Genomic DNA, 22,090 nt, shown 5'->3' with positions numbered 1-22,090 from the left:
TTCAGCGTCCTGCTGGCCTAGGAGCCGTTCTCGCCGAGAAGGTCCATCACCTCGGACTCACGGAACCGACGGTGGCCACCCAAGGTGCGGATCGAGCCGATCTTGCCGGCCTTCGCCCACCGGGTCACGGTCTTCGGGTCGACTCGGAAGAGGGCAGCAACCTCGGACGGCGTGAGCAGGTTCTCTGCGTCCGACTGGGGGGAGTTCATGGGACCTCTTTCAAGCGGGAAATGTCCGATTCCTGAAGAAGTTTGCCATAGCCAAGGTTCTCTCCCAAGCCGAGCGACGTCGCGGGTTGGCCACGTGGCCCGGGGGTTCACTACGCTGGTGGTGAGACCCACGTCACCCCTGTGGGCCTGCCCCTCCGGAGTCGCACCACCTCAGCGATTCCCTCACAGAAAGGTCGCCACCCGTGACCACTCCAGCCGACGTCTTCGACACCGAGCACGAACAGGTCGTCTTCTGCCACGACGAAGCCAGCGGGCTCAAGGCCATCGTCGCCATCCACTCCACGGCTCTCGGGCCTGCCCTCGGCGGCACGCGTTTCCACCCCTATGCCAACACCGACGAGGCGCTGGCCGACGTCCTCAACCTCTCACGCGGGATGTCCTACAAGGCGGCTCTCGCCGGGCTCGACCTCGGCGGCGGCAAGGCTGTGATCATCGGTGACCCCAAGGTCGACAAGAACGAGGCCCTGCTGCGCGCCTACGGCCGCTTTGTCGAGTCGCTCAACGGCCGCTACTACACCGCCTGCGACGTGGGCACGTTCTCCGTCGACATGGACGACATCGCCCGCGAGTGCTCCTACGTCACGGGCCGCACCGTCGCTCACGGCGGCGCCGGCGACAGCTCGGTCCTCACGGCGTACGGCGTCTTCCAGGGCATGCGCGCTGCGGCCGACACCACCTGGGGCGAGCCCACCCTCGAGGGTCGCACCGTCGGCGTCGCCGGGGTCGGCAAGGTCGGCCACCACCTGGTCCGCCACCTGGTCGAGGACGGCGCCTCGGTGATCGTCACCGACGTCTGGGCGCCGGCGCTCGACCGGATCCGCGACGAGCTCCCCGGCGTCCAGGTGGTCGAGTCCACCGAGGCCCTGGTCGCCTCGCAGCTCGACGTCTACGCACCGTGCGCCCTCGGCGGCGCGATCACCGACGAGGTGCTCGAGGTGCTGTCCGCCACGATCGTCTGCGGTGCCGCCAACAACCAGCTCTCCCACCCGGGGATCGAGAAGGCGATGGCCGACCGTGGGGTCCTCTACGCGCCCGACTACTGCGTCAACGCCGGCGGCCTGATCCAGGTCGCGGACGAGCTCGAGGGGTTCTCGTTCGAGCGCGCGCAGCAGCGCGCCGCGGGCATCTTCGAGACCACCCGTGCCGTCTTCGAGACCGCCCGCGTGGACGGCGTCCCACCGGCGATCGCCGCCGACCGGTTGGCCGAGCGTCGCATGCGCGAGGTCGGTCGCCTGCGCGGTCTCTGGCTGAAGTGACCGGCCGACGCTAGACGCAGGTCGAGTGCCCGGGTGGTTGCCACGGCAACCACCCGGGCACTCGACTCAGGTGCAGTGCGTCAGTCTCGCTGTCGGTCGGAGTAGTCCGACCAGCTGTCGCGATCGTCCTCGCTGGACGAGTCGTTCTGGGAGCTCTCCCCAGAGGTTCCGTGCAGTTCCTGGGCGAGCGCCCCGAAGTCCGTCTCGTGAGTCCGGTACTTCAGGTCGCGTGCGACCTTGGTCTGCTTGGCCTTGGCCCGGCCGCGTCCCATAGGATCGACCCCTTCGCGCGCTTGGCCGGGACGCACGGCACGTGTGCCGAGTGTCCCGGACTCCTTGGTCTATTTCTCGTAGGGCCAACGCTACCCGAGGGGTGGGTGTTCCCGCACACCCAGGTCCACCGAATCACTTGGATTTGCTCGGATTCGCCGGAATCGTGCCGGATTTCACCAACCGGAGTGCTGACCGACCAGCTCGACGGAGCCGTTGCCGGCGGAGACCGTGCCGGCCACCCAGGCCCGGATGCCGAACCGACCGAGCACCTCGATGGCCTTGTCCGCGTCGGCGGGATCGGTCAACGAGACCATCCCGACACCGCAGTTCAGCGTCTGCTCGAGGTCGGCCTGGGCCACGTTGCCGACCCGGCGCACGAGGTCGAAGATCGGCTGGGGCGTCCAGGTGGATCGATCGAGGGTGGCACTGAGCTCCTCGGGCATGACCCGCTCGAGGTTGGCTGCCAGCCCGCCACCGGTCACGTGGGACATCGCGTGGGTCGCGGTCTCCTCGGCGAGCGCGAGGCACGCCTTGGCATAGATGCGGGTCGGCTCGAGCAGCTCCTCGCCGAGGGTTCGACCGAGGTCGTCGACGTGGCCGTCGAGCGGCATGCCGGCCGTGTTCAGCAGCACGTGGCGCACCAGGGAGTAGCCGTTGGAGTGCAGGCCGGAGGCCTCCATGGCGATCACCGCGTCGCCGGGGCGCACCCGCCCGGGGCCGAGCAGCTTCGCTGCCTCGACCACACCGGTGGTCGCGCCGGCGACGTCGTAGTCGTCGGGGCCGAGCAGGCCGGGGTGCTCGGCCGTCTCGCCGCCGACCAGCGCGCAGCCGGCCTCGACGCAGGCGTCGGCGATGCCCTGGACGATCGCCGCGATGCGCTCGGGGATGACCTTGCCGGTGGCGATGTAGTCGGTCATGAACAGCGGTTCGGCGCCACAGACGACCAGGTCGTCGACGACCATGCCGACCAGGTCGAAGCCGATCGTGTCGTGCTTGTCCATCGCCTGGGCGATCGCGACCTTGGTGCCGACACCGTCGGTCGAGGTGGCCAGCAGCGGCCGCTCGTAGCGCAGCAGTGCGGAGGCGTCGAACAGTCCGGCGAAACCGCCCAGGCCGCCGATCATCTCGGGACGGCGCGCCTTCTCGATCGAGCCCTTCATGAGCTCGATCGCCAGGTCGGCGGCCTCGATCGAGACCCCCGCCTCGGCATAGGCCCCGCGCGTGGGCTCCCCGACCGGCTGGGCAGGGGGCTGGGCAGTGGGCTGCTCGGTCACGTGGGTTCCTCGGGGTTGTGCGAACGGTGTGGGCGTGCGGATGCGTCGGTGGTCAGGGCCGGTCGAGCGCGTCGTTGGCGCCGAAGCCGGTCAGCGAGGTGGCCAGGCCCTCGGCCTCGACCTCGATCGGCAGCGCCGACTGCTCGAGGAGGTTCTTGCCCAGGTGCACCGGGTCGGGCAACGGGACCGGGTAGGTGCCGTCGAAGCAGGCCCGGCACAGGTCGTCCTTGGCGACCTCGGTGGCCTCGACCAGCTCGTCGAGGTCGATGTAGGCCAAGGAGTCGGCGTCGATGGACCGACAGATCTCCTCGGTGGAGAGTCCGTTGGCGATCAGCTCGGCGCGGGTGGCGAAGTCGATGCCGTAGAAGCAGGGCCACTTCACCGGCGGGCTCGAGATGCGCACGTGCACCTCCTTGGCGCCGGCTTCCCGCAGCATGCGGATCAGGGCGCGCTGGGTGTTGCCGCGCACGATCGAGTCGTCGACCACGACCAGGCGCTTGCCCTCGATGATGTCGCGCAGCGGGTTCAGCTTGAGGCGGATGCCGAGCTGCCGGATCGTCTGGCTGGGTTGGATGAAGGTGCGACCGACGTAGGAGTTCTTCACCAGGCCCACGCCGTAGGGGATGCCGGACTCCTCGGCGAACCCGATCGCCGACGGCGTGCCGGACTCGGGCACCGGGATGACCAGGTCGGCATCGGCCGGGAAGTCTCGGGCCAGCCGACGGCCGATCTCGACACGGACGCTGTGCACCCGCCGACCCGTCATCAGCGTGTCGGGTCGGGCCAGGTAGACGAACTCGAAGAGGCAGTGCTTGGGGGCGGCCTCGGCGAAGCTGCGCGAGCGCAGGCCGTCCTGGTCGATCACCACCATCTCGCCGGGCTCGATCTCGCGGATGAACGAGGCGCCGACGATGTCGAGGGCCGCGGTCTCCGAGGCGACCACCCAGCCGCGCTCCAGACGACCCAGCACCAGCGGGCGGATGCCCTGCGGGTCGCGGGCGGCGTACAGCGTGTTCTCGTCCATCCAGACGAAGCAGAAGGCGCCCTTGACCTGCGGCAGCAGCTCCATCGCCTTCTCCTCGACCGTGCTGTCGGGGTGGTGGGCGAGCAGGGCCGTGACGACGCTGGTGTCGTTGGTGGCCGCGTCGGGTTCGCGGACGTGCAGGTCGAGCTCACCGTCGAGGGCGGCCAGGTCGTCCACCATGCCGGCCAGCTCGGCGGTGTTGGTCAGGTTGCCGTTGTGGGCCAGCGCGATCGAGCCGTGCGGCGTCGGCTGGAACGTCGGCTGGGCGTTGTGCCACGTGCTGGCGCCGGTGGTCGAGTAGCGGCAGTGCCCGATGGCGAGGTGGCCCTTGAGCGCCTCGAGCGTCGACTCGTCGAAGACCTGCGAGACGAGACCCATGTCCTTGTAGACCAGGATCTGGCGGGCGTTGCTGACCGCGATGCCGGCCGACTCCTGGCCGCGGTGCTGCAGCGCGAAGATGCCGTAGTAGGTGAGCTTGGCAACGTCTTCCCCGGGGGCCCAGACGCCGAAGACGCCGCAGGCATCCTGGGGACCCTGGTCCTGGGGGTCGAGGGCCATGGTGAGACGACCGTCGCCACCCTTGCGCATGTTGCTGGGCTGGGGCACGGCCCCCAGTCTAGGCGTCTTCCGGCAAACCCACAGAATCGACCACCCTTCGTCACGTAGCCTGTGTGCAAAGGGGGCGCACAAGGCATGCACCAGGATCATCCACGTGATCAGGACAACTGGAACGACTTCGACCGGATCCTGAGCGGGGCGTGGTCCAAGCGAGCCCTCGACGACGCCCTGCTCGCGCTCGCGGAGGGTGTCTGCACCGTCGCCGGCTGGGGCGTCGCCGCGATCACGGTGCTCCGCGACTCGGGCCAGCTCGAGGTGGTGGCCGTGGCCGGCGACCCGGCCGCCGAGGAGACCCTGCGCGGCCAGCTCCGGCCCCTGTCCGAGCTCGACAAGGACATCGCCGACGCGCAGGACTGGGGCGCCCTGCGCTTCGTCCCCCACGAGGCCGTGGCGGGGCGCGAGGACGACCTGGGCTGGGTCCCGGACTACACACCGATCGACAACCCGCTGGCCTGGCGACCGCTCGACCTGCTCTTCGGCCTGCTCCACGACTCCGCGGGCGACCTGGTCGGCACCCTCTCGGTCGACATCCCCGTGGACGGGTTGCGTCCCGATGCCGAGCGGCAGCGCCTGCTCACCCGCTACGTCATCCAGGCCGCGGCCGTGGTCGAGGCGCTGATGGAGCGCGACCGCTTCCGGGACCAGGTGCGGCTCTCGGAGGCGACCCGCGAGATCGTCCGTGCCGCGAACGGCGAGCTCTCGATCGACCAGCTGCTCGAGAAGGCTCAGCCCGCGATCATCAAGGGCCTCTCGTCCGACGGCGTCTGGATCCAGGCCTTCGACGACTTCGGCCGGGGCCACGACGCGATCTACAGCACCGAGGACCGTGAGATCGTCCTGCCGCCCGACCTGATGGAGATCGCCCACACCGCAGCGGCCACCGGTTGGTCGAACGGCCAGGTGCTGGTCATCTCCAAGGACCGTGACCAGCCCGGCCTCGATCCGGCCATCAAGGAGCTCGCCCTCACCTACCTGCAGACCATCAACGTGTCGACCGCACTGCTGGTGCCGATGGGGGTGGGCGACGAGTGCCTCGGGCTGCTCGTGCTCGCGCGCAACCCGGGCTCCCGGGAGTGGACCCGGGCCGAGCTGGAACGCTCCAAGGACCTGGGCCGCGACCTCGGCCAGGCCGTCTTCAACGCGCGCACCGTCGAGCGCGAGCGACATGTCCTGGAGGAGATCCGGGCCCTGGAGAGCTACAAGAGCCAGCTGATCGCCACCGTCTCCCACGAGTTCAAGAACCCGCTCACCGGCATCCTCGGCCACCTCGAGCTGCTCGAGGACCTCGACGTCGATCCCGACGTACGCCGTTCGCTCGACGTCATCGACCGGTCGGCGAAGAAGCTGGACGGACTGGCCGCCGACCTGCTCGAGCTCTCCCGCAGCGGCGACCCGCACCGTGCCGTCGAGCAGGGGCCGGTCGACCTGTGCCGGATGATGCGCGAGTGCGTCGAGCTCAACGCCCTCGCAGCCGCTCGCCGGCAGCTGCGCCTGGTCCTGGACGCACCCGGGGAACCGGTCGTCACCCTCGGCGAGCTGGCCGACCTCGAACGGGTGAGTGCCAACCTGATCAGCAATGCCGTGAAGTACTCCCGCCCGGGCGGCACCGTCACGATCACGGTGGCCGACAAGGGCGACCAGGTGGTCCTCCGGGTCAGCGACGAGGGCATCGGCATCTCCCACGACGACCAGGCCCGGATGTTCACCGAGTTCTTCCGGTCCACGAACCCGGAGGCCCTCCAACAGCCCGGCACCGGCCTCGGCCTGGCCATCGTGAGCCGCATTGTGCACCGTCACGGCGGCTCGATCGAGCTGGAGTCGGAGCTGGGCAGGGGGACGACGTTCGTCGTCACCCTGCCCGCCGCAGCCTGAGCTACATCGCCTGCTCGCCGGCCCGGATCGCCTCGCGGATGCGGGTGTAGGTGCCGCAGCGACAGATGTTGCGGATGCCGTCGAGGTCCTCGTCCGTCACCTGGCGGCCCTCGTCCCTGGCCCGTCGTACGACGGCCACCGCGGCCATGATCTGGCCCGGCTGGCAGTAGCCGCACTGGGCGACGTCGCGCTCGAGCCAGGCCTCCTGCATCGGGTGCAGCCCGTTGGCTCCTCGCTGGCCCTGCGACGCGGTGTCGGGCAGGCCCTCGATCGTGGTGACCTCGTCGTCCTCACCGATCCGGCTGACCGGCACCGAGCACGGGTTGAACGCCTTGCCGTTGATGTGCGACGTGCAGGCCTTGCAGACGTTGATGCCGCAGCCGTACTTCGGCCCGGTGACGCCGAGCAGGTCACGCAGCACCCACAGCAGGCGTACGTCGTCGGCGACGTCGACGGTGACCTTCTCGCCGTTGAGGATGAAGCTCTGTTCAGGCATGTCGGATCCTTCTCCTCAGTAGGTGTGGTCGAGGCCGTCGGTCGGGGACTGCGGCACGGGTGGCACCCGCGACTTCTCCTCGAACGAGATCTCGCCGTGGTTGATCGGGAACGCGGTCGGCACCGTTCCGGTGGCCCGCGCATAGGCACACGCGACCGCGGCGAAGCTGGCCGCCACGCCGGCCTCCCCGGCGCCACCCGGCTGGTCCGACGACGGCGGCATCACGATCACGTTCACCTCGGGCGGGGTGTTCCACTGCCGGGTGTAGAAGTAGTTGTCCCAGCTGCCCTCCATGAAGTGCCCGTCACGCAGGTGGAGGCTCGAGGTGAGGGCCAGCGCGATGCCGTCGTTGATGCCGCCCTGCATCTGGGCCTCGAGGCCCCGCGGGTTGATCGGCAGCCCCACGTCGACGGCGTACGTCACCTTGGTGACCCGCGGGCCGGTGACCGCGTTGCGGATCCTGCGGTTGACGGTCTCGGGGCGGCAGTCGATCTCCACGAGGCAGGCGCTGGCGCCCTTGTACTCCTTGTGGATCGCGATGCCCTGCGCGGTGCCGGCCGGCATCGACCTGCCCCACTCCCCTTCCTCGGCGACCTTGTCGAGGACTCCGCGCACCGACTTGATGCGCAGCATCTTGCGGCGGAACTCGTAGGGGTCCAGCTTGGCCTCCTTGGCCAGCATGTCGACCACCAGCTCGTTGGCGCAGCGCACGTCGGGCGAGTAGATGTTGCGCATGCTCCCGGTGTTGAAGCGCGGGTCGGTCTCGGCCAGGGTCTGGAGGACCACGCCGAAGTTGTAGGGCACCTCCTGGGTGAGGGTGAAGATCGTCTCGGCGAAGCCGAGGTTGCCCAGGCCGGCCGGCAGGTCGGCCGCGTTGGCACTGATGATCTCGCCCAGGCCGTGCCGGAAGTCGGTCTCGATGCTGGTGTGTGACTGGTGGAAGGCCAGGATCTCCTTGCCGAGCAGGCTGGCCCGCACCCGGGACGTCGCCATCGGGTGCGCCCGGCCCGCACGGGCGTCGTCGGCTCGGTGCCACATCAGCTTGACCGGCTTGCCCATCGCCTTGGAGACCTTCGCGGCCTCGAGCGCGGCGTCGTAGAAGAGCCGACGACCGAAGGACCCACCGGACTGCACGACGTTCACCTCGACGTCGGCCTCCCGCAGGCCCAGCTCCCTGGCGATGGCCTGCTGGGCGATGATCGGCGACTTCAGGCCCGCCCAGATGGTGGCCCTGGAGCCGCGTACGTCGGCCACGGCCGAGTTGGTGTCCATCGCCGAGTTGCTGCGGAACCAGAAGGTGAAGTCGGCCGAGACGGTGTGCGCCAGCGGATTGTCCGGCAGCGCCGGCATCGGCAGCTCGGCCTTCTTGAGCCGGGTGAGGATGCTCTGGTCGGACTCGCCGGCGACCGGGCCGTCGTGCCAGCGGACCTTGAGCGCGCGGACCCCGTCGATGGCCTGGCCGAAGGTCTCGGCGCGCACGGCGACGCCGGTGTCGACGAGGGCGACGTCGGTGACGCCGGGCAGGGACAGGACCTCGGCCTTGTTGTCGATCGCCAGCGGCACGCCGTTGAGCGTCGGTGCGCGGCAGATCATGGTCGGCAGCGCGTCGGGGACCTGGAGGTCGGTGGTGTACTCCTTGCGCCCGGTCACCGCGTCGAGCGCATCGATGCGGTTCTGCGGGGTTCCGACGATGCCGAATCCCGCGTCCGCCTTGAGGTCGACCTCGACCTGCTTGGTCGTCGGGCTGGCCGCCTTCGTCGCCAGCTCGCCGTAGGTCACGCTGGAGCCGTCGGGGGCCTCGATGACGCCCGCCTTGGCGACCAGGTTGTCGACCGTGTCGCCGAGCAGGATGGCGGCGGCCTTCAGCAGCTCCATCTTCGCGATCGCGGCGGCCACCCTGATCGGCGTGTAGGTCGAGATCGTGGTGTTCGAGCCACCGGTGAGCTGGTTGAAGAGCAGCTCAGGGCGAGCGGGGGCGAGGGTGACCTTCACCTGGTCGAGCGGAAGCTCGAGCTCCTCGGCGATGATCATCGCGCTCGAGGTGGTGATGCCCTGGCCGACCTCGGCACGGGGCAGTGCGAACGACGCGGTGCCGTCCTCGTTGACGTTGACCGTGATCAGGTTCGCCGTGGGCGCCGCCGCGTGGGTGAGCAGGTCGTTGAGGTCGTAGAGCTCCGGGATGGAGGGAAGGGTCGGGATGGCCGCCTCGGCCCTCGACGCCGTCAGTCCCAGCTCGGCGGCCGCCATCAGCGTCGTGCCGGCCACCACGAAGCCGAGGAAGCCACGCCGGCTCAGTCCCGCGGTCTGCTCGTCCTCGACGGGCACCGACCCCGTCGGATTCTCGGTCGTCGGTGCCGGGTCGGGCCTGCGCCCTGTCGTGCCGAAGTGCTGCGACATCTGGGAGTCCTCCTCGGTGCGGGCTCCGGTCCCTCAACCGGACTCCCGCCTGTGGCGAGCTCCCTCCCTGCCTCCATTGTGAGTGCAGTCACGTTCTCGCACCATGCTCCAGCGCCCCAGAGTTGTCCGCTCTGGTTGGGCACAGTGCACAACCTCCACCGGGCGCGGGCGCGTCAGTCGCGCTGGTCGAGTCGCCAGCGACGCAGCGCCAGCGACAGCTCGACCGGCGGCGCGCCCTCGAGGAGCTCGTGACCGGTCAGGTCGACCACCCGGCGGATCCGGTTCACCACGGTGTTGCGGTGGCAGGGCACCAGGGTCGCCGTACGACTGGCCGAGCCTCCGGCGGCGATCCAGCACTCCAGCGTCTCCAGGAGCGTCTCCCCCTCCCGGGCGGGCAGGTCCAGGAGCGGCCCGAGCCAGAGCTGGACCAGCCGGTCCGCGACCTCCGGCGAGGTGAGCAGCAGGGCCTCCGGCAGGCGCTCCTGATAGAGAGCGACGCCCGGAGACCCGGGTGCAACGGTGCGCAGGGCCAGCATGGCCTCCCCGAGCGCGGACCCGGTGGCCGCCAGCCCGCCGACCACTGAGGACAACCCGACCGGGACGCCCCAGCCGCCGAGCACCTCGACGCTCGCCCCGAGGTCGGAGGTGGTCAGCTCCAGCACGCCGACCTGACTTCCGGAGCGGTGCTGCCAGGTCGATGCCACGCCGCGGGCGGCCAGCCGGCGGGTAATCCTCGCCGTGGCCGCGCGATCCACCGTCGGCTGGTCGACCACGGCCACGGCCACCGTGCCGTGGGGCGAGAGCCCCAGCACCCGCGCCGCCTCGAGCACGAACGCCGCGTCGGTGCCGCGCCCGGACAGCAGGGCCTCCCAGATGACGGCACGCCGCTGCTCGTCGGCGCGCACCTGCAACCGTTGCGTGGAGTGATAGGCCTCGGCGACCTGTGCCGACGTGTCGTCGACCACGTGCCACAGCTCGGTCCCGACGATCCGCAGGTCGTCACCGTCGAGCATGCCCACCGGTCCTGCCTGGGCGATCAGGTCCTCCCAGATCAGTCGGCCGCCGACCCGGAAGGAGCGCAGGACGTCGTCGAGCGGCAGGCCCTGCTCGGCCCGCCGGCTCCCGGTGGCCCGCGCGGCGTCGAAGTAGGGTCCGGTGACCGGCGCGCTGTCGCCGGCAACCCGCAGCGCCAACAGCTCGAGCACCCGCACGATGTTGTCGCGACAGGAGTCGTGGAGGTCCTCCCGTGGCACGACCGCACCCGCCGCGTAGGCCGGGTTGTCGTGCAGGATCGTGGCGACGAGGCGCTCGGTCAGCTGGAGCAGGCTGCGCGTGCGGTGCACCGCCAGGAAGCCGGCCAGCTGGCCCGAGTCACCCATCGCCCCGGGTCAGCGCGCCAGGTTGGCCAGCAGCAGCGCCTCGGCGACGCAGACCCGCTCGAACTCGGCAAGGTGCAGGCCCTCGTTGGCGCCGTGGGCACGCGTGTCGGGGTCCTCGACACCGGTGACCAGCACACTGGCCTGCGGGAACGCCTCGAGGAACGCGGCGATGAACGGGATCGACCCACCGACGCCCATGTCGACCGGTGCGGTGCCGTCCCAGGCCTGGGTGAACGCGTCGCGTGCCACGTCGTACGCCGGGCCGGTGGCATCGATCTGGGTGGCCTCGCCGGTGTCGACGATGGTGAACGTGTGCTCCGCGCCCCACGGCACGTTGGCCTCGACGTGCTTGCGCAGGCACTCGGCGGCGTTGGCGGCGGTGTCACCGGGCGCCACGCGCAGCGAGATCTTGGCGCGGGCCGCGGCGACCAGCGTGTTGCTGGCGCCGTCGACCTTGGGGGCGTCGAGGCCGGTGATGCTCAGCGACGGCTTGGTCCACAGGCGCTCGACCGCGGTGCCGCTGCCGATCCACTCGATGCCGGGGACCGCACCGGACTCGGCACGCAGCCGCTCCTCGGGGTAGTCGACGTCAGCAGCGGGCCCGGAGTGGAGGCCCTGGACGGCCACGTTGCCGTCGTCGTCGTGGAGGGAGGCGATCAGCCGGCTGAGCGCGATCAGGGCGTCGGGGGCGAGACCGCCCCACATCCCGGAGTGGACGGCGTGGGTGAGGGTGCGGACCTCGACGTCGGCCCGGACCAGGCCGCGCAGGCTGGTGGTCAGGGCCGGAACACCGATGTCCCAGTTGCCCGAGTCGGCGATCACGATCACGTCGGCCTCGAGCTGGTCCTTGTAGGCCTCGAGGAAGGCCGGCAGCGAGTCGGAGCCGACCTCCTCCTCGCCCTCGACGAAGACGACCACGTTGACCGGCAGCTCGTCGCCGAGGATGCGCAGGGCGGCCAGGTGGGCGGCAATGCCGGCCTTGTCGTCGGCGGCACCGCGGCCGTAGAGGCGGTCGCCGACCTCGGTGGGCTCGAAGGGAGCGGTGATCCACTCGGAGTGGTCGTTCTCGGGCTGCACGTCGTGGTGCGCGTAGAGAAGCACGGTCTTCGCCGCGGCCGGGTCGCCCTGCGTCGCGCTCTTCGTCGCCACGACGGCGGGAGCTCCCCCGTCGGCGCTGAGGATCTGTGCCTCGAAGCCCTCGGCGGCGAACAGCTCGCGGGTCTTCTCGGCGCTGCGCTGCACCTCGGCCGCGCGTGCCGGGTCGGCACTCACGGACTCGATGCGGACGAGGTCCTCGAGGTCGGCCCGGATCGCGGGCATCAACTCGGTGAGACGGGAACGGATGGCGTCGATCGATGTCATGTCGAGCACCCTAGCGCCGGGTAGGAAGCGCGTCCGTGCCCGGCACTTGCGCGGTGCTGTTGTCACTCCACGCGTGACCGGTCACCTGCGCAGTGACCTGGACACCGCGTTGCACGGGGGAGGCGGGGTGGGGGCGGGGTGCGGGGCGCGCGGAGGGCGAAGACGTCGGGCCGCGTCGCCCAGGGGCTTGCTGGCGTGGTGGTAGCCCACGCCCACCGCCAGCGATGCGAAGAGCGCCAGCCAGGGGTGGTCCACCTCGAGGTGCGGATAGACCTGCCAGTGGGTCAGGTAGACGGCCAGCGAGCTCGTGGCCACCAGCCCGACGAACCAGGCGACCGCCCGGGGCAACCGCACCGTGGGCAGCCACAGGGCGATCAGCAGGCCGGCCCAGACGACGCCCTCGCGTGAGGGCTCGCCGAAGAAGCCGACCACGGAGAGCACCCCGAGCGCGCTGACCAGCACCCGCTGCGGCAGCGAGCGTGCGCGGGCACCCAGCCAGCCGAGGGCCACGCACCACAGCACGATCGGAGCCGTGTAGTGGTCGATCCCGTCGGCGGTCCAACCGGTGAGCCCCAGGCGCAGGGCCATCGCGCCCGAGAAGAACGCCAGCGCGAAGCCGAAGGGGTGCCCGGCCTCGAGCCGGCGTACCCGTGCGGAGGCGAGCAGCACCGCGACCCCGGCAATGATCCAGACCAGGCACTCGAGGAACCAGAAGCGCCATCGGTCGTCCCACGTGTCGGAGCCCAGGGCCCAGTTCAGGAAGGTGACCGTGCTCAGGTCGTAGTCACCGAAGACCAACGCCGTCGCGCCGATCCACAGCACGCTGGGCACGAGGATCGCCGTCACGGCCCAGCCGATGCGCGCCGAGGTGCCGGGTCCGGACCCGAGGTGGAACCGGGCCAGGTTGTAGCCAGCGAGGATCAGCAGCAGGTGGGCGCCGCCGGTCAGGTCGAAGAGCTCGACGTGGGAACCGACGATGAAGACGGTCGCGAGAGCGCGCAGGAGCACGGTCGTGTCGAAGGAGGTGCCCCAGCGGCTGCGCTGCGCGGCGCCCTCCGCGATCTCACGGATCGGCTTGTGGTGCCAGTTCGCCGGCAGCGGGTCGACCCTCTCCCCCAGTCGCACGGACATCTCGACGAACGAGAGCGAGTCGGCACCCAGGCCCACGAAGCTGTCGTCGACGGTCACGTCGTCCCGGTCGAGCACCCGCGCGTAGAGCTCGCGCAGGTCGGCGGCGTCCACGCGCTGCGGCACCGACTCGCGTCTCCGCGACGCTCCGGCCAGCTCGCCGAGGCGCCGGTGGTCGGGCTTCCCGCTCGCGGTGAGGGGCAGCTCCGGGAGGCGGCGGGTGGTCACCACCCAGCCGGGTACGCCGCACAGGGCCGCGGTGAGCTCGGTCGCCGGCCGGACGTCGCGCCGGCGCGTGACGAAGACGTCGATGCTGCCCTCCAGCCCCACGCACCGGGCTGTGATGCCGTGCCCGGCGAGGTGTGCCTCGACGTCGTCGAGGTTGACCCGGAGCCCGAAGACCTTGGTGAAGCGGCTGCTGCGACCCACCACCTCGAACAGGCCGTGCGGCAGCGCGCGGGCCAGGTCTCCGGTGCGCAGCTCCGCCGGCATCGCATCGAGTGCGAGGTCCCGGGGGTGCTCTGCGTAGCCCATCATCACGTTGGGTCCGGAGTAGACCAGCTCCCCCACCCCGTCGTCGGCGCCCTGCACCGGATCGAGTCGGAGCATCCCGCCGGGAATGGCCCGTCCGATGGACTGCGGCCAGGCCTCGGCCAGGTCGGGTGGCAGGTAGGCCATCCGAGCGGTGGCCTCCGTCTGGCCGTACATCACGTAGAAGTCCCAGCCGGATCGTCGTCCCGCGCGGTGGTAGCCGCGCACCCGTTCGGCCTCCAGCTTCCCGCCGGCCTGGGTGACGTAGCGCAGCCGGGGCAGGACCCGTTCACCGAAGCCCGAGCGATCGAGCAGGTCGAAGGTGTGGGGCACCCCCGCGAGCCCGGTGACGCCGGCTCGCTCGACCAGGTCCCAGAAGCAGGCATCCACGACGGAGCTGTCGGTGAGGACCACGGCCGCACCGACGCTCAGGTGACTGTGCAGGACGGAGAGCCCGTAGCAGTAGTGCAGCGGCAGGCTCGTGATCCCGCAGTCGTCCGCGGTGAGGCCCAGGTAGTCGGCGATGCTGGTCGCATTGCTGGTGAGGTTGTCGTGCGAGAGCCGGACCAGCTTCGGTGAGCCGGTCGATCCCGAGGTCGAGAGCAGCACCGCCAGGTCGGGGTGGAACCCGTGCGCGCTGGCAGGACGGCGTACGTCGTCGAGCGCTCCGCCCCCGGGCGAGCAGCGCACCACGACGTCGGGGTCCCACGCACCGGTGACCGCGCTGATCGTCTCCTCGCCCCCCGGAACGACGACCACCGGGCATCCCGCCGACAGGGCGGCCAGGTAGGCGACCACGAAGTCGACGGTGTTCGCCCCCGTGAGCACCACCAGGCGTCGGCAGTCCAGCCAGGCCTCCGCACGACGGGCCACCCGGTCGGACAGCTCGGCGTAGGAGACCCGGCCCTCGGCCGTGACCAGCGCGGCACGGTCCTGGAACCGGGCGAGGTCGCCGAACGGGTGGCGCAGGGGTGACGGGGCTGACCCGGTGACGGTCATGACGAACGCTCGAAGACAGTGGCCGCGCCGTCGACGCTGATCCGGACCCGCTCGCCCGTGCCCGGGACCCGGTCGCCACGCACGCGGCACAGGACGTCGTCGTGGCCGTCGACGGCCAGGTGCAGGCAGGCGTCGTGGCCGTAGAAGTCGAACCCGGCGACGGACGCCACCACCGGACCGGCGGCGTCGAGGCGCACCTGCTCCGGGCGGACGAAGATGTCGACCTCCCCGTCACCGCTGTGCGAGACCGGGAAACGGCCGATCACGGAGTCGGCCACCCCGCCGGAGACGGTGGCCCGGAGGACGGAGCCGCTGCCGACGAAGGAGGCCACGAACGGCGTGGCCGGTCGCGCATAGACCTCCAGCGGGGGCCCCACCTGGTCCACCCGGCCCGCCGTCATCACCGCGACCACGTCGGCCAGGGACAGTGCTTCGTTCTGGTCGTGCGTGACGAGGAGCGCGGCGGCGCCGGTTGCGCGAACGGCGCGGACGACGGCACGACCGGTGGCCTCCCGCAACGAGGCGTCGAGGGACGAGAACGGCTCGTCGAGGAGCAGCAGGGAGGGCTTGCGGGCCAGGGCTCGGGCCACCGCGACGCGTTGCTGCTGGCCACCGGAGAGCTCGTGCGGCCAACGTCGGGCCAGTTGCGGGTCGAGGCCGAGCAGCTCGAGCAGCTCCGCGATGTCGGCCTTGCGTCGCTCGCCGCGATCGAGGCCGAAGGTGATGTTCGCGGCCACGTCGAGGTGGGGGAACAAGGCCCCTTCCTGAGGGACGTAGCCGACGTTGCGGTGTCGGGTCGAGACCCTGGACCGGCCGTCGACCAGCACCGGGCGATCCCCCAGCGTGACGGTGCCGGCGTCACCCGGCAGGAAGCCGGCGACGGTGCGCAGGAGCGTCGTCTTGCCGCAGCCCGACGGGCCGAGCACGGCCAGCACCTCACCGTCCTCGATGGTCAGGTCGACACCGGCCAGCGCTCGCACCGGGCCGAAGCTGCGGGTGAGCCCGCGGACGTCGAGCAGGCTCATGGCTCGACCACCTTCCCGGGGCGGCGCCCCTGCGTCGTGCGACTGAGCAGATAGACCGCCGGCATCGAGATCAGCACCATCGCCAGGGCGTACGGCGCAGCGGCGCCGTACGCGAGGGCGGATGACTCCGACCAGAACTGGGTGGCCAGCGTCTGGGTCTCCAGCGGGGCCAGCAGCAGGGTGGCGGTCAGCTCCGTGGAGATGGCGATGAAGACCAGCGCGGCGCCCGCGCCGATGCCGGGCATCACGATCGGCACCGTGACCCGCCAGGTGGTGGCCAGCGCACCGACACCCAACGACTTGGCCACGTTCTCCAGGACCGGCGGCGCCTGCTCCAGGGAGGCGCGCACGCTGACCACGGCGCGCGACAGGAACATGATCAGGTAGGCCGCGACCAGCACCACCGACGTCTGGTAGAGGTCGGTGGCGTACTCGATGGTGACGGTGATCAGGGCCAGCGCGACCACGATGCCGGGCAGCGCGTTGGCGGTGTAGGTGCTGCGCTCGACCAGGGTGCTGGCCACCGACGAGTGGCGTACGACGAGCAGGGCCACCGGCAGCGCCAGCACGACGGACAGGAGTGCACCGAGGGCGGCGTACGACACCGTGGTGAGTGCCGTCGGCAGCAGCCGGTCGAGGCCCTCGCCGGTGGAGGAGCCGACCTGCATCCAGTGGACCAGGCTGTAGATCGGCACGCCCAGCGCGAGGGCGACCACGGCACCCGGCACCAGCAGTGCCGGCCACCGCAGGGCACCCAGCGGGCTCGACTCACCCGTGCGTGGGCTGCCACTGCTGGTGCGGGCATAGCGACGGTGCCCCCGCAGCCTCAGCTCGACGAGCAGCACGACGAGGCACAGCAGCACGAGCACGGCGGACGACAGGTGCGCCGCCGGGCCGTTGAACGTGGTGTTGAACTGGTCGTAGATCGCGGTGGTGAAGGTCGGGAAGCGCAGCGTCTTGAGTGCGCCGAACTCGGAGAACATGTGCAGCGCCACCAGGAGGGAGCCGCCCAGGATCGCGGGCCGCAGCTGCGGCAGCACCACACGCGCGAACGTGGCCGGGCGTCCCAGTCCCATCGTGGCGGCGATCTCCTCGTGGGCGGGATCGAGCCCACGCAGCGCCGCACAGACGGGCAGGTAGACGAACGGGAAGTAGGACAGCGTGACGACCATGGCCGCCCCGGCGAACCCTTCCACCGAGTGCGTCAACGAGACCCAGCCGAACCCGTTGACGAACGCGGGGACGGCGAGCGGTGCGGTCAGCAGCACGTGCCACAACCCTCGGAGGGGAAGGTCGGTGCGGACCACCAGCCATGCGCACGCCACCGAGACCACGATGCTGGCCGCCACGCACGTGACCATCAGGCCGAGCGTGTTGCGCAGCAACATGCCGATCCTGGGTCGGAACAGCTGATCCTTGGCGACGTCGGGGTCGACCGTGGCGGCGTACTGCACCACGTGGATGAGCGGGATCAACGCGAACAGTGCGACGGCGACTCCGATGAGCAGGAGTGCCACGGGGGCCCCGTCGACCACCCGCCGCGCGGGGCGCGGTCGGTCGACGGTGGTGGTCATCAGATCAGGCCGGCGTCCTGCATCAGCTCGATGACCTTGGGGCCATTGAGCGCCGAGACGTCGACGGTGGGCGGCTCCAGCTCGCTGAACGGCTTGACCAGTGGCTCGAGCTGCACGTCGGGGTTGAGCGGGTACTCCAGCGCGTAGCTGTCGGCCAGGGCCTGCTGGCCCACCTTGTCGACCAGGAACTTCACGAACGCCTGCGCGTCGTCCTGCTTGTCGCTGGACTCGAGCACGCCGGCGCCGGAGATGCTGACGAAGGCACCGGGGTCCTGGTTGCCGAAGAAGTGGAGCTCGGTGCTCGAGCTGTTCTCTCCGGACTCCTTCTGGTCGCGGTACCAGTAGTAGTGGTAGGCGATCCCGGTCGGGGTCTCACCGTCGTTGACCGACTGCATGACGATGTTGTTGCCGTCGTAGACCTCACCGTTGGCGGCGAGACCGGCGAGCCACTCCTTGGTCGCGGCCTCGCCCTCCAGCTGCAGCACGGCCGACACGATGGCCTGGAAGTCGGCACCGGTGGGCGAGAAGGAGACCTTCCCCTTCCACTGCGGGTCGGCGAAGTCGAGGATGCTCTTCGGCAGGTCCTCCGGAGCGATGTCGTCCTTGTTGTACATCACGACGGTGGAGCGGGCCGCGAAGCCGGTCCAGTTGCCGCTCTCGGGGCGGTACTGCTTCGGAGTCAGGGCGAGCGTCTCCTCGGCGAGCGGCGCGAAGAGCCCCTCGCTCTCGACCAACGACATGGCGGGCGAGTTCTCCGTGAGGAAGACGTCGGCCGGCGAGGCGTCGCCCTCGGTGACGATCTGGTTGGCCAGCTCGAAGTCCTTGCCGTTGCGCAGCTTCACGTCGATGCCGGTCTCCTCCTCGAAGATCGGCGCCAGCTCCTCGAGGAGCTCCTCGTGCTGCGCGTTGTAGACGGTGATCGAGGGTCCGTCGTCCTCACTGCAGGAGCTGAGCAGGCCGCTCAGCATCAGCACGGGGACGGCGAGGGCGATCGAGCGGGTCTTCATGGCATTCCTGTCAGTAAGGTTCGGCTTACCTTAATGAGCCATGCCTTATGTCTGCAATGTGACGTCTCGCTCAGCGTGCGGCGCGGTCTCGGGCCTGCACCTCAGCCCTCGGCGCGGACCTCCGCCAGGAATTCCGCGATCCGGCCGATCGCCTCCTCCAGCATGTGCACGTCGGGAAGCGTGACCAGCCGGAAGTGGTCGGGCGTGGGCCAGTTGAAGCCGGTGCCGTGCGTGACCAGGATGTGCTTGGAGCGGAGCAGGTCGATCACGAACTGCTGATCGTCCTTGATCGGATAGACCTCGGGGTCCAGGCGCGGGAAGCAGTAGAGGGCGCCGTGCGGCTTCACCGAGCTCACGCCGGGAATCTCGTTGAGCAGCTTGTGGGCCAGCATGCTCTGCTCGTAGAACCGGCCGCCGGGACCGATGAACTCCTCGATCGACTGGTAGCCGCCCAGGGCAGTCTGGATCGCGTGCTGGGCCGGCACGTTGGCACACATGCGCATGTTCGCGACGAGCGTGAGGCCCTCGAGGAAGTCGGCCGCGAGGTGCTTGGGACCCGAGACCATCAGCCATCCGGCCCGGTAGCCGCAGACTCGGTAGGCCTTCGACAGCCCACTGAAGGTCAGGCACAGCACGTCATCGCCGGTGTGGGCCGCGGTGTGGTGGTGCACCGCGTCGTCGAACAGGATCTTCTCGTAGATCTCGTCGCTGAAGATGACCAGGTCGTGCCGCCGGGCGATGTCGACCAGGGCCTTGACCATCTCCTCGCTGTAGACCGCGCCCGTCGGGTTGTTCGGGTTGATGATCACCAACCCGTGGGTGTTCTCGGTGATCTTCGACTCGATGTCCTCGAGGTCGGGCATCCAGTCGTTGTCCTCGTCGCACAGGTAGTGCACGGGGGTGCCGCCCGAGAGCGAGACCGCCCCGGTCCACAACGGGTAGTCGGGCGCGGGCACGAGGATCTCGTTGCCGTCGTCGACGAACGCCTGGAGGACCAGCGAGATCAGCTCGGAGACCCCGTTGCCGATGAAGATGTCGTCGACGTGGGCCTCGGTCAACCCACGCGACTGGTAGTACTGCGCGACCGCGGTGCGGGCGGAGAAGATGCCCCGGGAGTCGGAGTAGCCCTGCGCATCGGGGAGGTGGTGCACCATGTCGGCGACGATCGCCTGGGGAGCCTCGAAGCCGAACGGAGCCGGGTTGCCGATGTTGAGCTTCAGGATCCGGTGGCCCTGGGCCTCGAGCCTCTCGGCCTCGACCAGGATCGGTCCGCGGACGTCGTACCGGACGTTCTTGAGCTTCTGGCTCTGCTTGATGGTGCGCATGCGCCCATCGTCTCAGGTCGTCGGCCGGGTCTCGACCGCATTCCGTTTCAGCGACCGCCGGTGGTGGTAGGAGGTGCACCATGAACCGAACCGGAACCGCGCTCGTGCTCACCTCCTTGCTCCTCGCGGCCGCCTGTGGTGGCGATGCGGACGACGACTCGCGGAGCGAGGCCGAGAAGCCCTCGGCCTCCGAGGCGGTGGACGTCGTGCACGACGCCGTCGACTCCACACTGGGCGTGACCTCCATGGGCGTCGACAGCGAGGCACACTTCGAGGCCGGCGGCCAGGAGCTGGAGCTCGGGGCCGATGGCGCGATGGACTACGAGAACCTGGTCGGCGACGTCACCATCAGCACGTCACAGGCGGCCCAGGACCAGGAGGTCCAGATCCGCGCCGACGGCGAGAAGGTGTGGTTCCGGATCGACGGAGCGCAGGCCGCGGCCATCCCCCAGGGCAAGACCTGGGCCGAGGGCGATGCGGATCTCCTGCGCGAGAGCGCCTCCGCCGATCCGATCGACCTGGTCGGCGTGGTGCTCGCACTGCGTGGCGCGGAGGAGGTCGAGGTCGGGGGCAGCAAGGAGATCGACGGCGTCCCGACCCGGCAGTTCACGACCACCGTGGTCTATGCCGACGCACTCGAGGCGGCCGGCGACGACCGCGAGGCGTTCGCCTCGTCCTTCAACCTGACCGGCGTCGACGACGCCGACATGGAGATGGAGGTGTGGATCGGCGATGACGGCGTGATCCGCGACTTCAGCCTCGAGGTCGACGCCGGTGACAAGCCCGTCGAGGCCACCTACGACGTCGAGATCTCGGACGCCAACCAGGAGATCGGGGCACCCGAGGCCCCCGACGCCGACGACGTGCTCACCGGCCCGGAGGCCGACGCCTGGATCGCGCAGGCGATGGGCGCCTGACCGCCGACCGGCACGGGGCCTCGCGGGGTCAGGCCAGCGGCAGGTACGCCGAGAGGTCGGCGCGCTGGCCACTGGCACGCACCCGACCGTCGGCCTCGGCCTCGGCGAACCTGATCTCGCCACGGGCCAGACCGATCCACGTGAGCGCGTCGAGCTCCACGACGGCCGGCGGCGTACCCCGAGTGTGGCGGACGCCCGGGATCACCTGCACCGCCGCGTGCGGCGGGACGCGCACCTCGACGGAGTTGCCGGGGGCGCGCTCCTCGAGGATCGCGAGGTAGTGCTTGGTGAGCAGCTTCAGGTCGGCCCGGGCTGCCTGCATCCCCCGGGAGCCGGCCGCCTGGCAGCGAGCCCAGGCGTCGGCGACGACGTCGGGTTCCTGGCGAACGAGTTTCACGACTCCATCATCCCCCAGCCGTCCCGTCAGCCGGTCGCGGTGGCGAACCTGGCAGCCACCCCTGCCACGGCGCTGCGGAGCTCGTCAGGTGACTCCACCTCGAACGGCGCGTCGACCGAGGCGAGCACGGCCAGCGGCCAGAAGAGGTTGTCGGCATGCATCAGCATGAGCGTTCCGGCACCGTCGGCCTCGAGCTCGACCCACCTGCCCACCACGGCGCCGACCTGCTCGGGAGTGGCGGCGAACCGCACGCGGACGTCGTACTTCAGGGGCATCGACCTGATCCCGGAGCGGACGAAGGACAGGGCGTCCTCGGCCGGGAGGTCGCGCGGACGGTAGCGCGTGCCGGTCAGCTCCGGATCGCTGATCCGGTCCAGCCGGAAGCTGCGCCAGTCGTGACGGTCCCGGCAGTAGCCCACGAGGTACCAGCGCTGCCCCAGCGAAACCAGACGGTGTGGTTCGACATGGCGGCTGGTGCGCTCGGAGTCGCGGGCGGTGTAGGTGAAGCGGACCGTCTCGTCGTCACGGCATCCCTGGGCCAGCGTGGTCAGCGCGTGCGCGTCGATCGCCGGTGCGTGGGACGGCGCGGGCTGGGTCTGCGACGTCACCGCATCCATCCGTCGGCGCAGTCGCGGCGGCATCAGCGAGACCACCTTGGTCAGCGCCTGGAGCGCGGTCTCCTCGATGCCGGTCACCGCACCGGCTGCCGAGGTGCGGAGCCCGACGGCGATGGCCACGGCCTCCTCGTCCTCCAGCAGCAACGGGGGCATGGTCGTGCCCGACCGCAGCTGGTAGCCACCCGCCACGCCCCGCGTCGCGTCCACCGGGTAGCCGAGCTCACGCAACCGGTCGATGTCTCGACGCAGCGTCCGCGCGCTGACCTCCAGGCGGCCCGCCAGCTCGCCTCCCGGCCAGTAGCGGTGGGTCTGCAGGAGCGAGAGGAGACGCAACATCCGTGCGCTGGTGCTCATGGAGTCAGGCTAGCCCCGGCAGCGGTCAGGTTGTG

General features: G+C 70.3%; 18 protein-coding genes. 3 read left to right on the top strand and 15 right to left on the bottom strand.

Features of this window, described 5'->3' with window-relative positions; translation table 11 throughout:
• Positions 1-17: 17 nt before the first annotated feature.
• Positions 18-209 (bottom strand): BldC family transcriptional regulator, encoded by a 192-nt coding sequence (locus ncot_RS01695; RefSeq protein WP_168616046.1) that lies wholly within the window; start codon positions 207-209, stop codon positions 18-20.
• A 203-nt stretch (positions 210-412) separates the two neighbouring features.
• Here ncot_RS01695 and ncot_RS01690 point away from each other — a divergent pair, with 203 nt between their 5' ends.
• On the top strand, positions 413-1,486 hold the full coding sequence (locus tag ncot_RS01690) for a Glu/Leu/Phe/Val dehydrogenase dimerization domain-containing protein (protein ID WP_168616045.1): 1,074 nt from the start codon (positions 413-415) through the stop codon (positions 1,484-1,486).
• 80 nt (positions 1,487-1,566) lie between these two features.
• On the opposite strand, the gene ncot_RS01685 is transcribed toward ncot_RS01690, so the two are convergent.
• The 3 genes from ncot_RS01685 to purF all read right to left on the bottom strand — a co-directional run bounded on the left by ncot_RS01685 (position 1,567) and on the right by purF (position 4,645).
• Complete coding sequence (locus ncot_RS01685) at positions 1,567-1,758, bottom strand: DUF3073 domain-containing protein (protein ID WP_168616044.1); 192 nt, start codon at positions 1,756-1,758, stop codon at positions 1,567-1,569.
• A 174-nt stretch (positions 1,759-1,932) separates the two neighbouring features.
• A complete protein-coding gene (purM, locus tag ncot_RS01680; RefSeq protein WP_206065080.1) occupies positions 1,933-3,033 on the bottom strand; it encodes a phosphoribosylformylglycinamidine cyclo-ligase in 1,101 nt (366 codons plus the stop codon).
• A gap of 52 nt (positions 3,034-3,085) precedes the next feature.
• The gene (purF, locus tag ncot_RS01675) at positions 3,086-4,645 is read right to left on the bottom strand and encodes an amidophosphoribosyltransferase (protein ID WP_168619113.1); all 1,560 of its coding nucleotides are present in this window, start codon (positions 4,643-4,645) and stop codon (positions 3,086-3,088) included.
• 105 nt (positions 4,646-4,750) lie between these two features.
• Here purF and ncot_RS01670 point away from each other — a divergent pair, with 105 nt between their 5' ends.
• On the top strand, positions 4,751-6,547 hold the full coding sequence (locus tag ncot_RS01670; RefSeq protein WP_168616043.1) for a GAF domain-containing sensor histidine kinase: 1,797 nt from the start codon (positions 4,751-4,753) through the stop codon (positions 6,545-6,547).
• A gap of 1 nt (position 6,548) precedes the next feature.
• Here ncot_RS01670 and ncot_RS01665 read toward each other — a convergent pair whose 3' ends face one another.
• The 9 genes from ncot_RS01665 to ncot_RS01625 form a co-directional block, all read right to left on the bottom strand.
• Entirely contained in the window at positions 6,549-7,043 is a 495-nt protein-coding gene (locus ncot_RS01665) for a (2Fe-2S)-binding protein (RefSeq protein WP_168616042.1), read from the bottom strand.
• Between the two features lie 15 nt (positions 7,044-7,058).
• Positions 7,059-9,440 carry a molybdopterin cofactor-binding domain-containing protein gene (locus tag ncot_RS01660; protein ID WP_168616041.1) on the bottom strand — a complete coding sequence of 794 codons (2,382 nt, stop codon included), beginning with the start codon at positions 9,438-9,440 and terminating at the stop codon, positions 7,059-7,061.
• 173 nt (positions 9,441-9,613) lie between these two features.
• Positions 9,614-10,819: a helix-turn-helix domain-containing protein gene (locus ncot_RS01655; RefSeq protein ID WP_168616040.1), complete on the bottom strand. Its 1,206-nt coding sequence runs from the start codon at positions 10,817-10,819 to the stop codon at positions 9,614-9,616.
• Between the two features lie 9 nt (positions 10,820-10,828).
• Complete coding sequence (locus tag ncot_RS01650) at positions 10,829-12,181, bottom strand: dipeptidase (protein ID WP_168616039.1); 1,353 nt, start codon at positions 12,179-12,181, stop codon at positions 10,829-10,831.
• Between the two features lie 81 nt (positions 12,182-12,262).
• Positions 12,263-14,839 (bottom strand): AMP-binding protein, encoded by a 2,577-nt coding sequence (locus ncot_RS01645; protein ID WP_168616038.1) that lies wholly within the window; start codon positions 14,837-14,839, stop codon positions 12,263-12,265.
• Complete coding sequence (locus tag ncot_RS01640; RefSeq protein WP_168616037.1) at positions 14,836-15,864, bottom strand: ABC transporter ATP-binding protein; 1,029 nt, start codon at positions 15,862-15,864, stop codon at positions 14,836-14,838. The genes ncot_RS01645 and ncot_RS01640 overlap by 4 nt, the downstream gene beginning before the upstream one ends.
• A complete protein-coding gene (locus ncot_RS01635) occupies positions 15,861-17,438 on the bottom strand; it encodes an iron ABC transporter permease (protein ID WP_168616036.1) in 1,578 nt (525 codons plus the stop codon). The genes ncot_RS01640 and ncot_RS01635 overlap by 4 nt, the downstream gene beginning before the upstream one ends.
• Entirely contained in the window at positions 17,438-18,445 is a 1,008-nt protein-coding gene (locus ncot_RS01630) for an iron ABC transporter substrate-binding protein (protein WP_168616035.1), read from the bottom strand. The genes ncot_RS01635 and ncot_RS01630 overlap by 1 nt, the downstream gene beginning before the upstream one ends.
• Positions 18,446-18,546: 101 nt before the next feature.
• Positions 18,547-19,770 (bottom strand): pyridoxal phosphate-dependent aminotransferase, encoded by a 1,224-nt coding sequence (locus ncot_RS01625; RefSeq protein WP_168616034.1) that lies wholly within the window; start codon positions 19,768-19,770, stop codon positions 18,547-18,549.
• Positions 19,771-19,850: 80 nt separating this feature from the next.
• Between ncot_RS01625 and ncot_RS01620 the strand changes: the two genes are divergently transcribed.
• On the top strand, positions 19,851-20,687 hold the full coding sequence (locus ncot_RS01620; protein WP_168616033.1) for a hypothetical protein: 837 nt from the start codon (positions 19,851-19,853) through the stop codon (positions 20,685-20,687).
• Positions 20,688-20,715: 28 nt separating this feature from the next.
• On the opposite strand, the gene ncot_RS01615 is transcribed toward ncot_RS01620, so the two are convergent.
• Positions 20,716-21,084 (bottom strand): sterol carrier family protein, encoded by a 369-nt coding sequence (locus tag ncot_RS01615; RefSeq protein WP_346766630.1) that lies wholly within the window; start codon positions 21,082-21,084, stop codon positions 20,716-20,718.
• A 26-nt stretch (positions 21,085-21,110) separates the two neighbouring features.
• Complete coding sequence (locus tag ncot_RS01610) at positions 21,111-22,055, bottom strand: YafY family protein (protein ID WP_206065078.1); 945 nt, start codon at positions 22,053-22,055, stop codon at positions 21,111-21,113.
• Positions 22,056-22,090: the final 35 nt, after the last annotated feature.

Source organism: Nocardioides sp. JQ2195, assembly GCF_012272695.1.
In the GTDB taxonomy this organism is placed as follows: domain Bacteria; phylum Actinomycetota; class Actinomycetes; order Propionibacteriales; family Nocardioidaceae; genus Nocardioides.
The sequence above is the reverse complement of the archived record's forward strand: the minus strand, read 5'-3'. Positions and strand labels throughout refer to the sequence as shown.

What these genes read in the sequence shown, in the direction of transcription:
- ncot_RS01695 (WP_168616046.1), bottom strand. Translation starts at nt 209, where the DNA reads ATGAACTCCCCCCAGTCGGACGCAGAGAACCTGCTCACGCCGTCCGAG.
- ncot_RS01685 (WP_168616044.1), bottom strand. Translation starts at nt 1,758, where the DNA reads ATGGGACGCGGCCGGGCCAAGGCCAAGCAGACCAAGGTCGCACGCGAC.
- purF (WP_168619113.1), bottom strand. Translation starts at nt 4,645, where the DNA reads ATGCGCAAGGGTGGCGACGGTCGTCTCACCATGGCCCTCGACCCCCAG.
- ncot_RS01670 (WP_168616043.1), top strand. Translation starts at nt 4,751, where the DNA reads ATGCACCAGGATCATCCACGTGATCAGGACAACTGGAACGACTTCGAC.
- ncot_RS01665 (WP_168616042.1), bottom strand. Translation starts at nt 7,043, where the DNA reads ATGCCTGAACAGAGCTTCATCCTCAACGGCGAGAAGGTCACCGTCGAC.
- ncot_RS01660 (WP_168616041.1), bottom strand. Translation starts at nt 9,440, where the DNA reads ATGTCGCAGCACTTCGGCACGACAGGGCGCAGGCCCGACCCGGCACCG.
- ncot_RS01655 (WP_168616040.1), bottom strand. Translation starts at nt 10,819, where the DNA reads ATGGGTGACTCGGGCCAGCTGGCCGGCTTCCTGGCGGTGCACCGCACG.
- ncot_RS01650 (WP_168616039.1), bottom strand. Translation starts at nt 12,181, where the DNA reads ATGACATCGATCGACGCCATCCGTTCCCGTCTCACCGAGTTGATGCCC.
- ncot_RS01645 (WP_168616038.1), bottom strand. Translation starts at nt 14,839, where the DNA reads ATGACCGTCACCGGGTCAGCCCCGTCACCCCTGCGCCACCCGTTCGGC.
- ncot_RS01640 (WP_168616037.1), bottom strand. Translation starts at nt 15,864, where the DNA reads ATGAGCCTGCTCGACGTCCGCGGGCTCACCCGCAGCTTCGGCCCGGTG.
- ncot_RS01635 (WP_168616036.1), bottom strand. Translation starts at nt 17,438, where the DNA reads ATGACCACCACCGTCGACCGACCGCGCCCCGCGCGGCGGGTGGTCGAC.
- ncot_RS01630 (WP_168616035.1), bottom strand. Translation starts at nt 18,445, where the DNA reads ATGAAGACCCGCTCGATCGCCCTCGCCGTCCCCGTGCTGATGCTGAGC.
- ncot_RS01625 (WP_168616034.1), bottom strand. Translation starts at nt 19,770, where the DNA reads ATGCGCACCATCAAGCAGAGCCAGAAGCTCAAGAACGTCCGGTACGAC.
- ncot_RS01620 (WP_168616033.1), top strand. Translation starts at nt 19,851, where the DNA reads ATGAACCGAACCGGAACCGCGCTCGTGCTCACCTCCTTGCTCCTCGCG.
- ncot_RS01610 (WP_206065078.1), bottom strand. Translation starts at nt 22,055, where the DNA reads ATGAGCACCAGCGCACGGATGTTGCGTCTCCTCTCGCTCCTGCAGACC.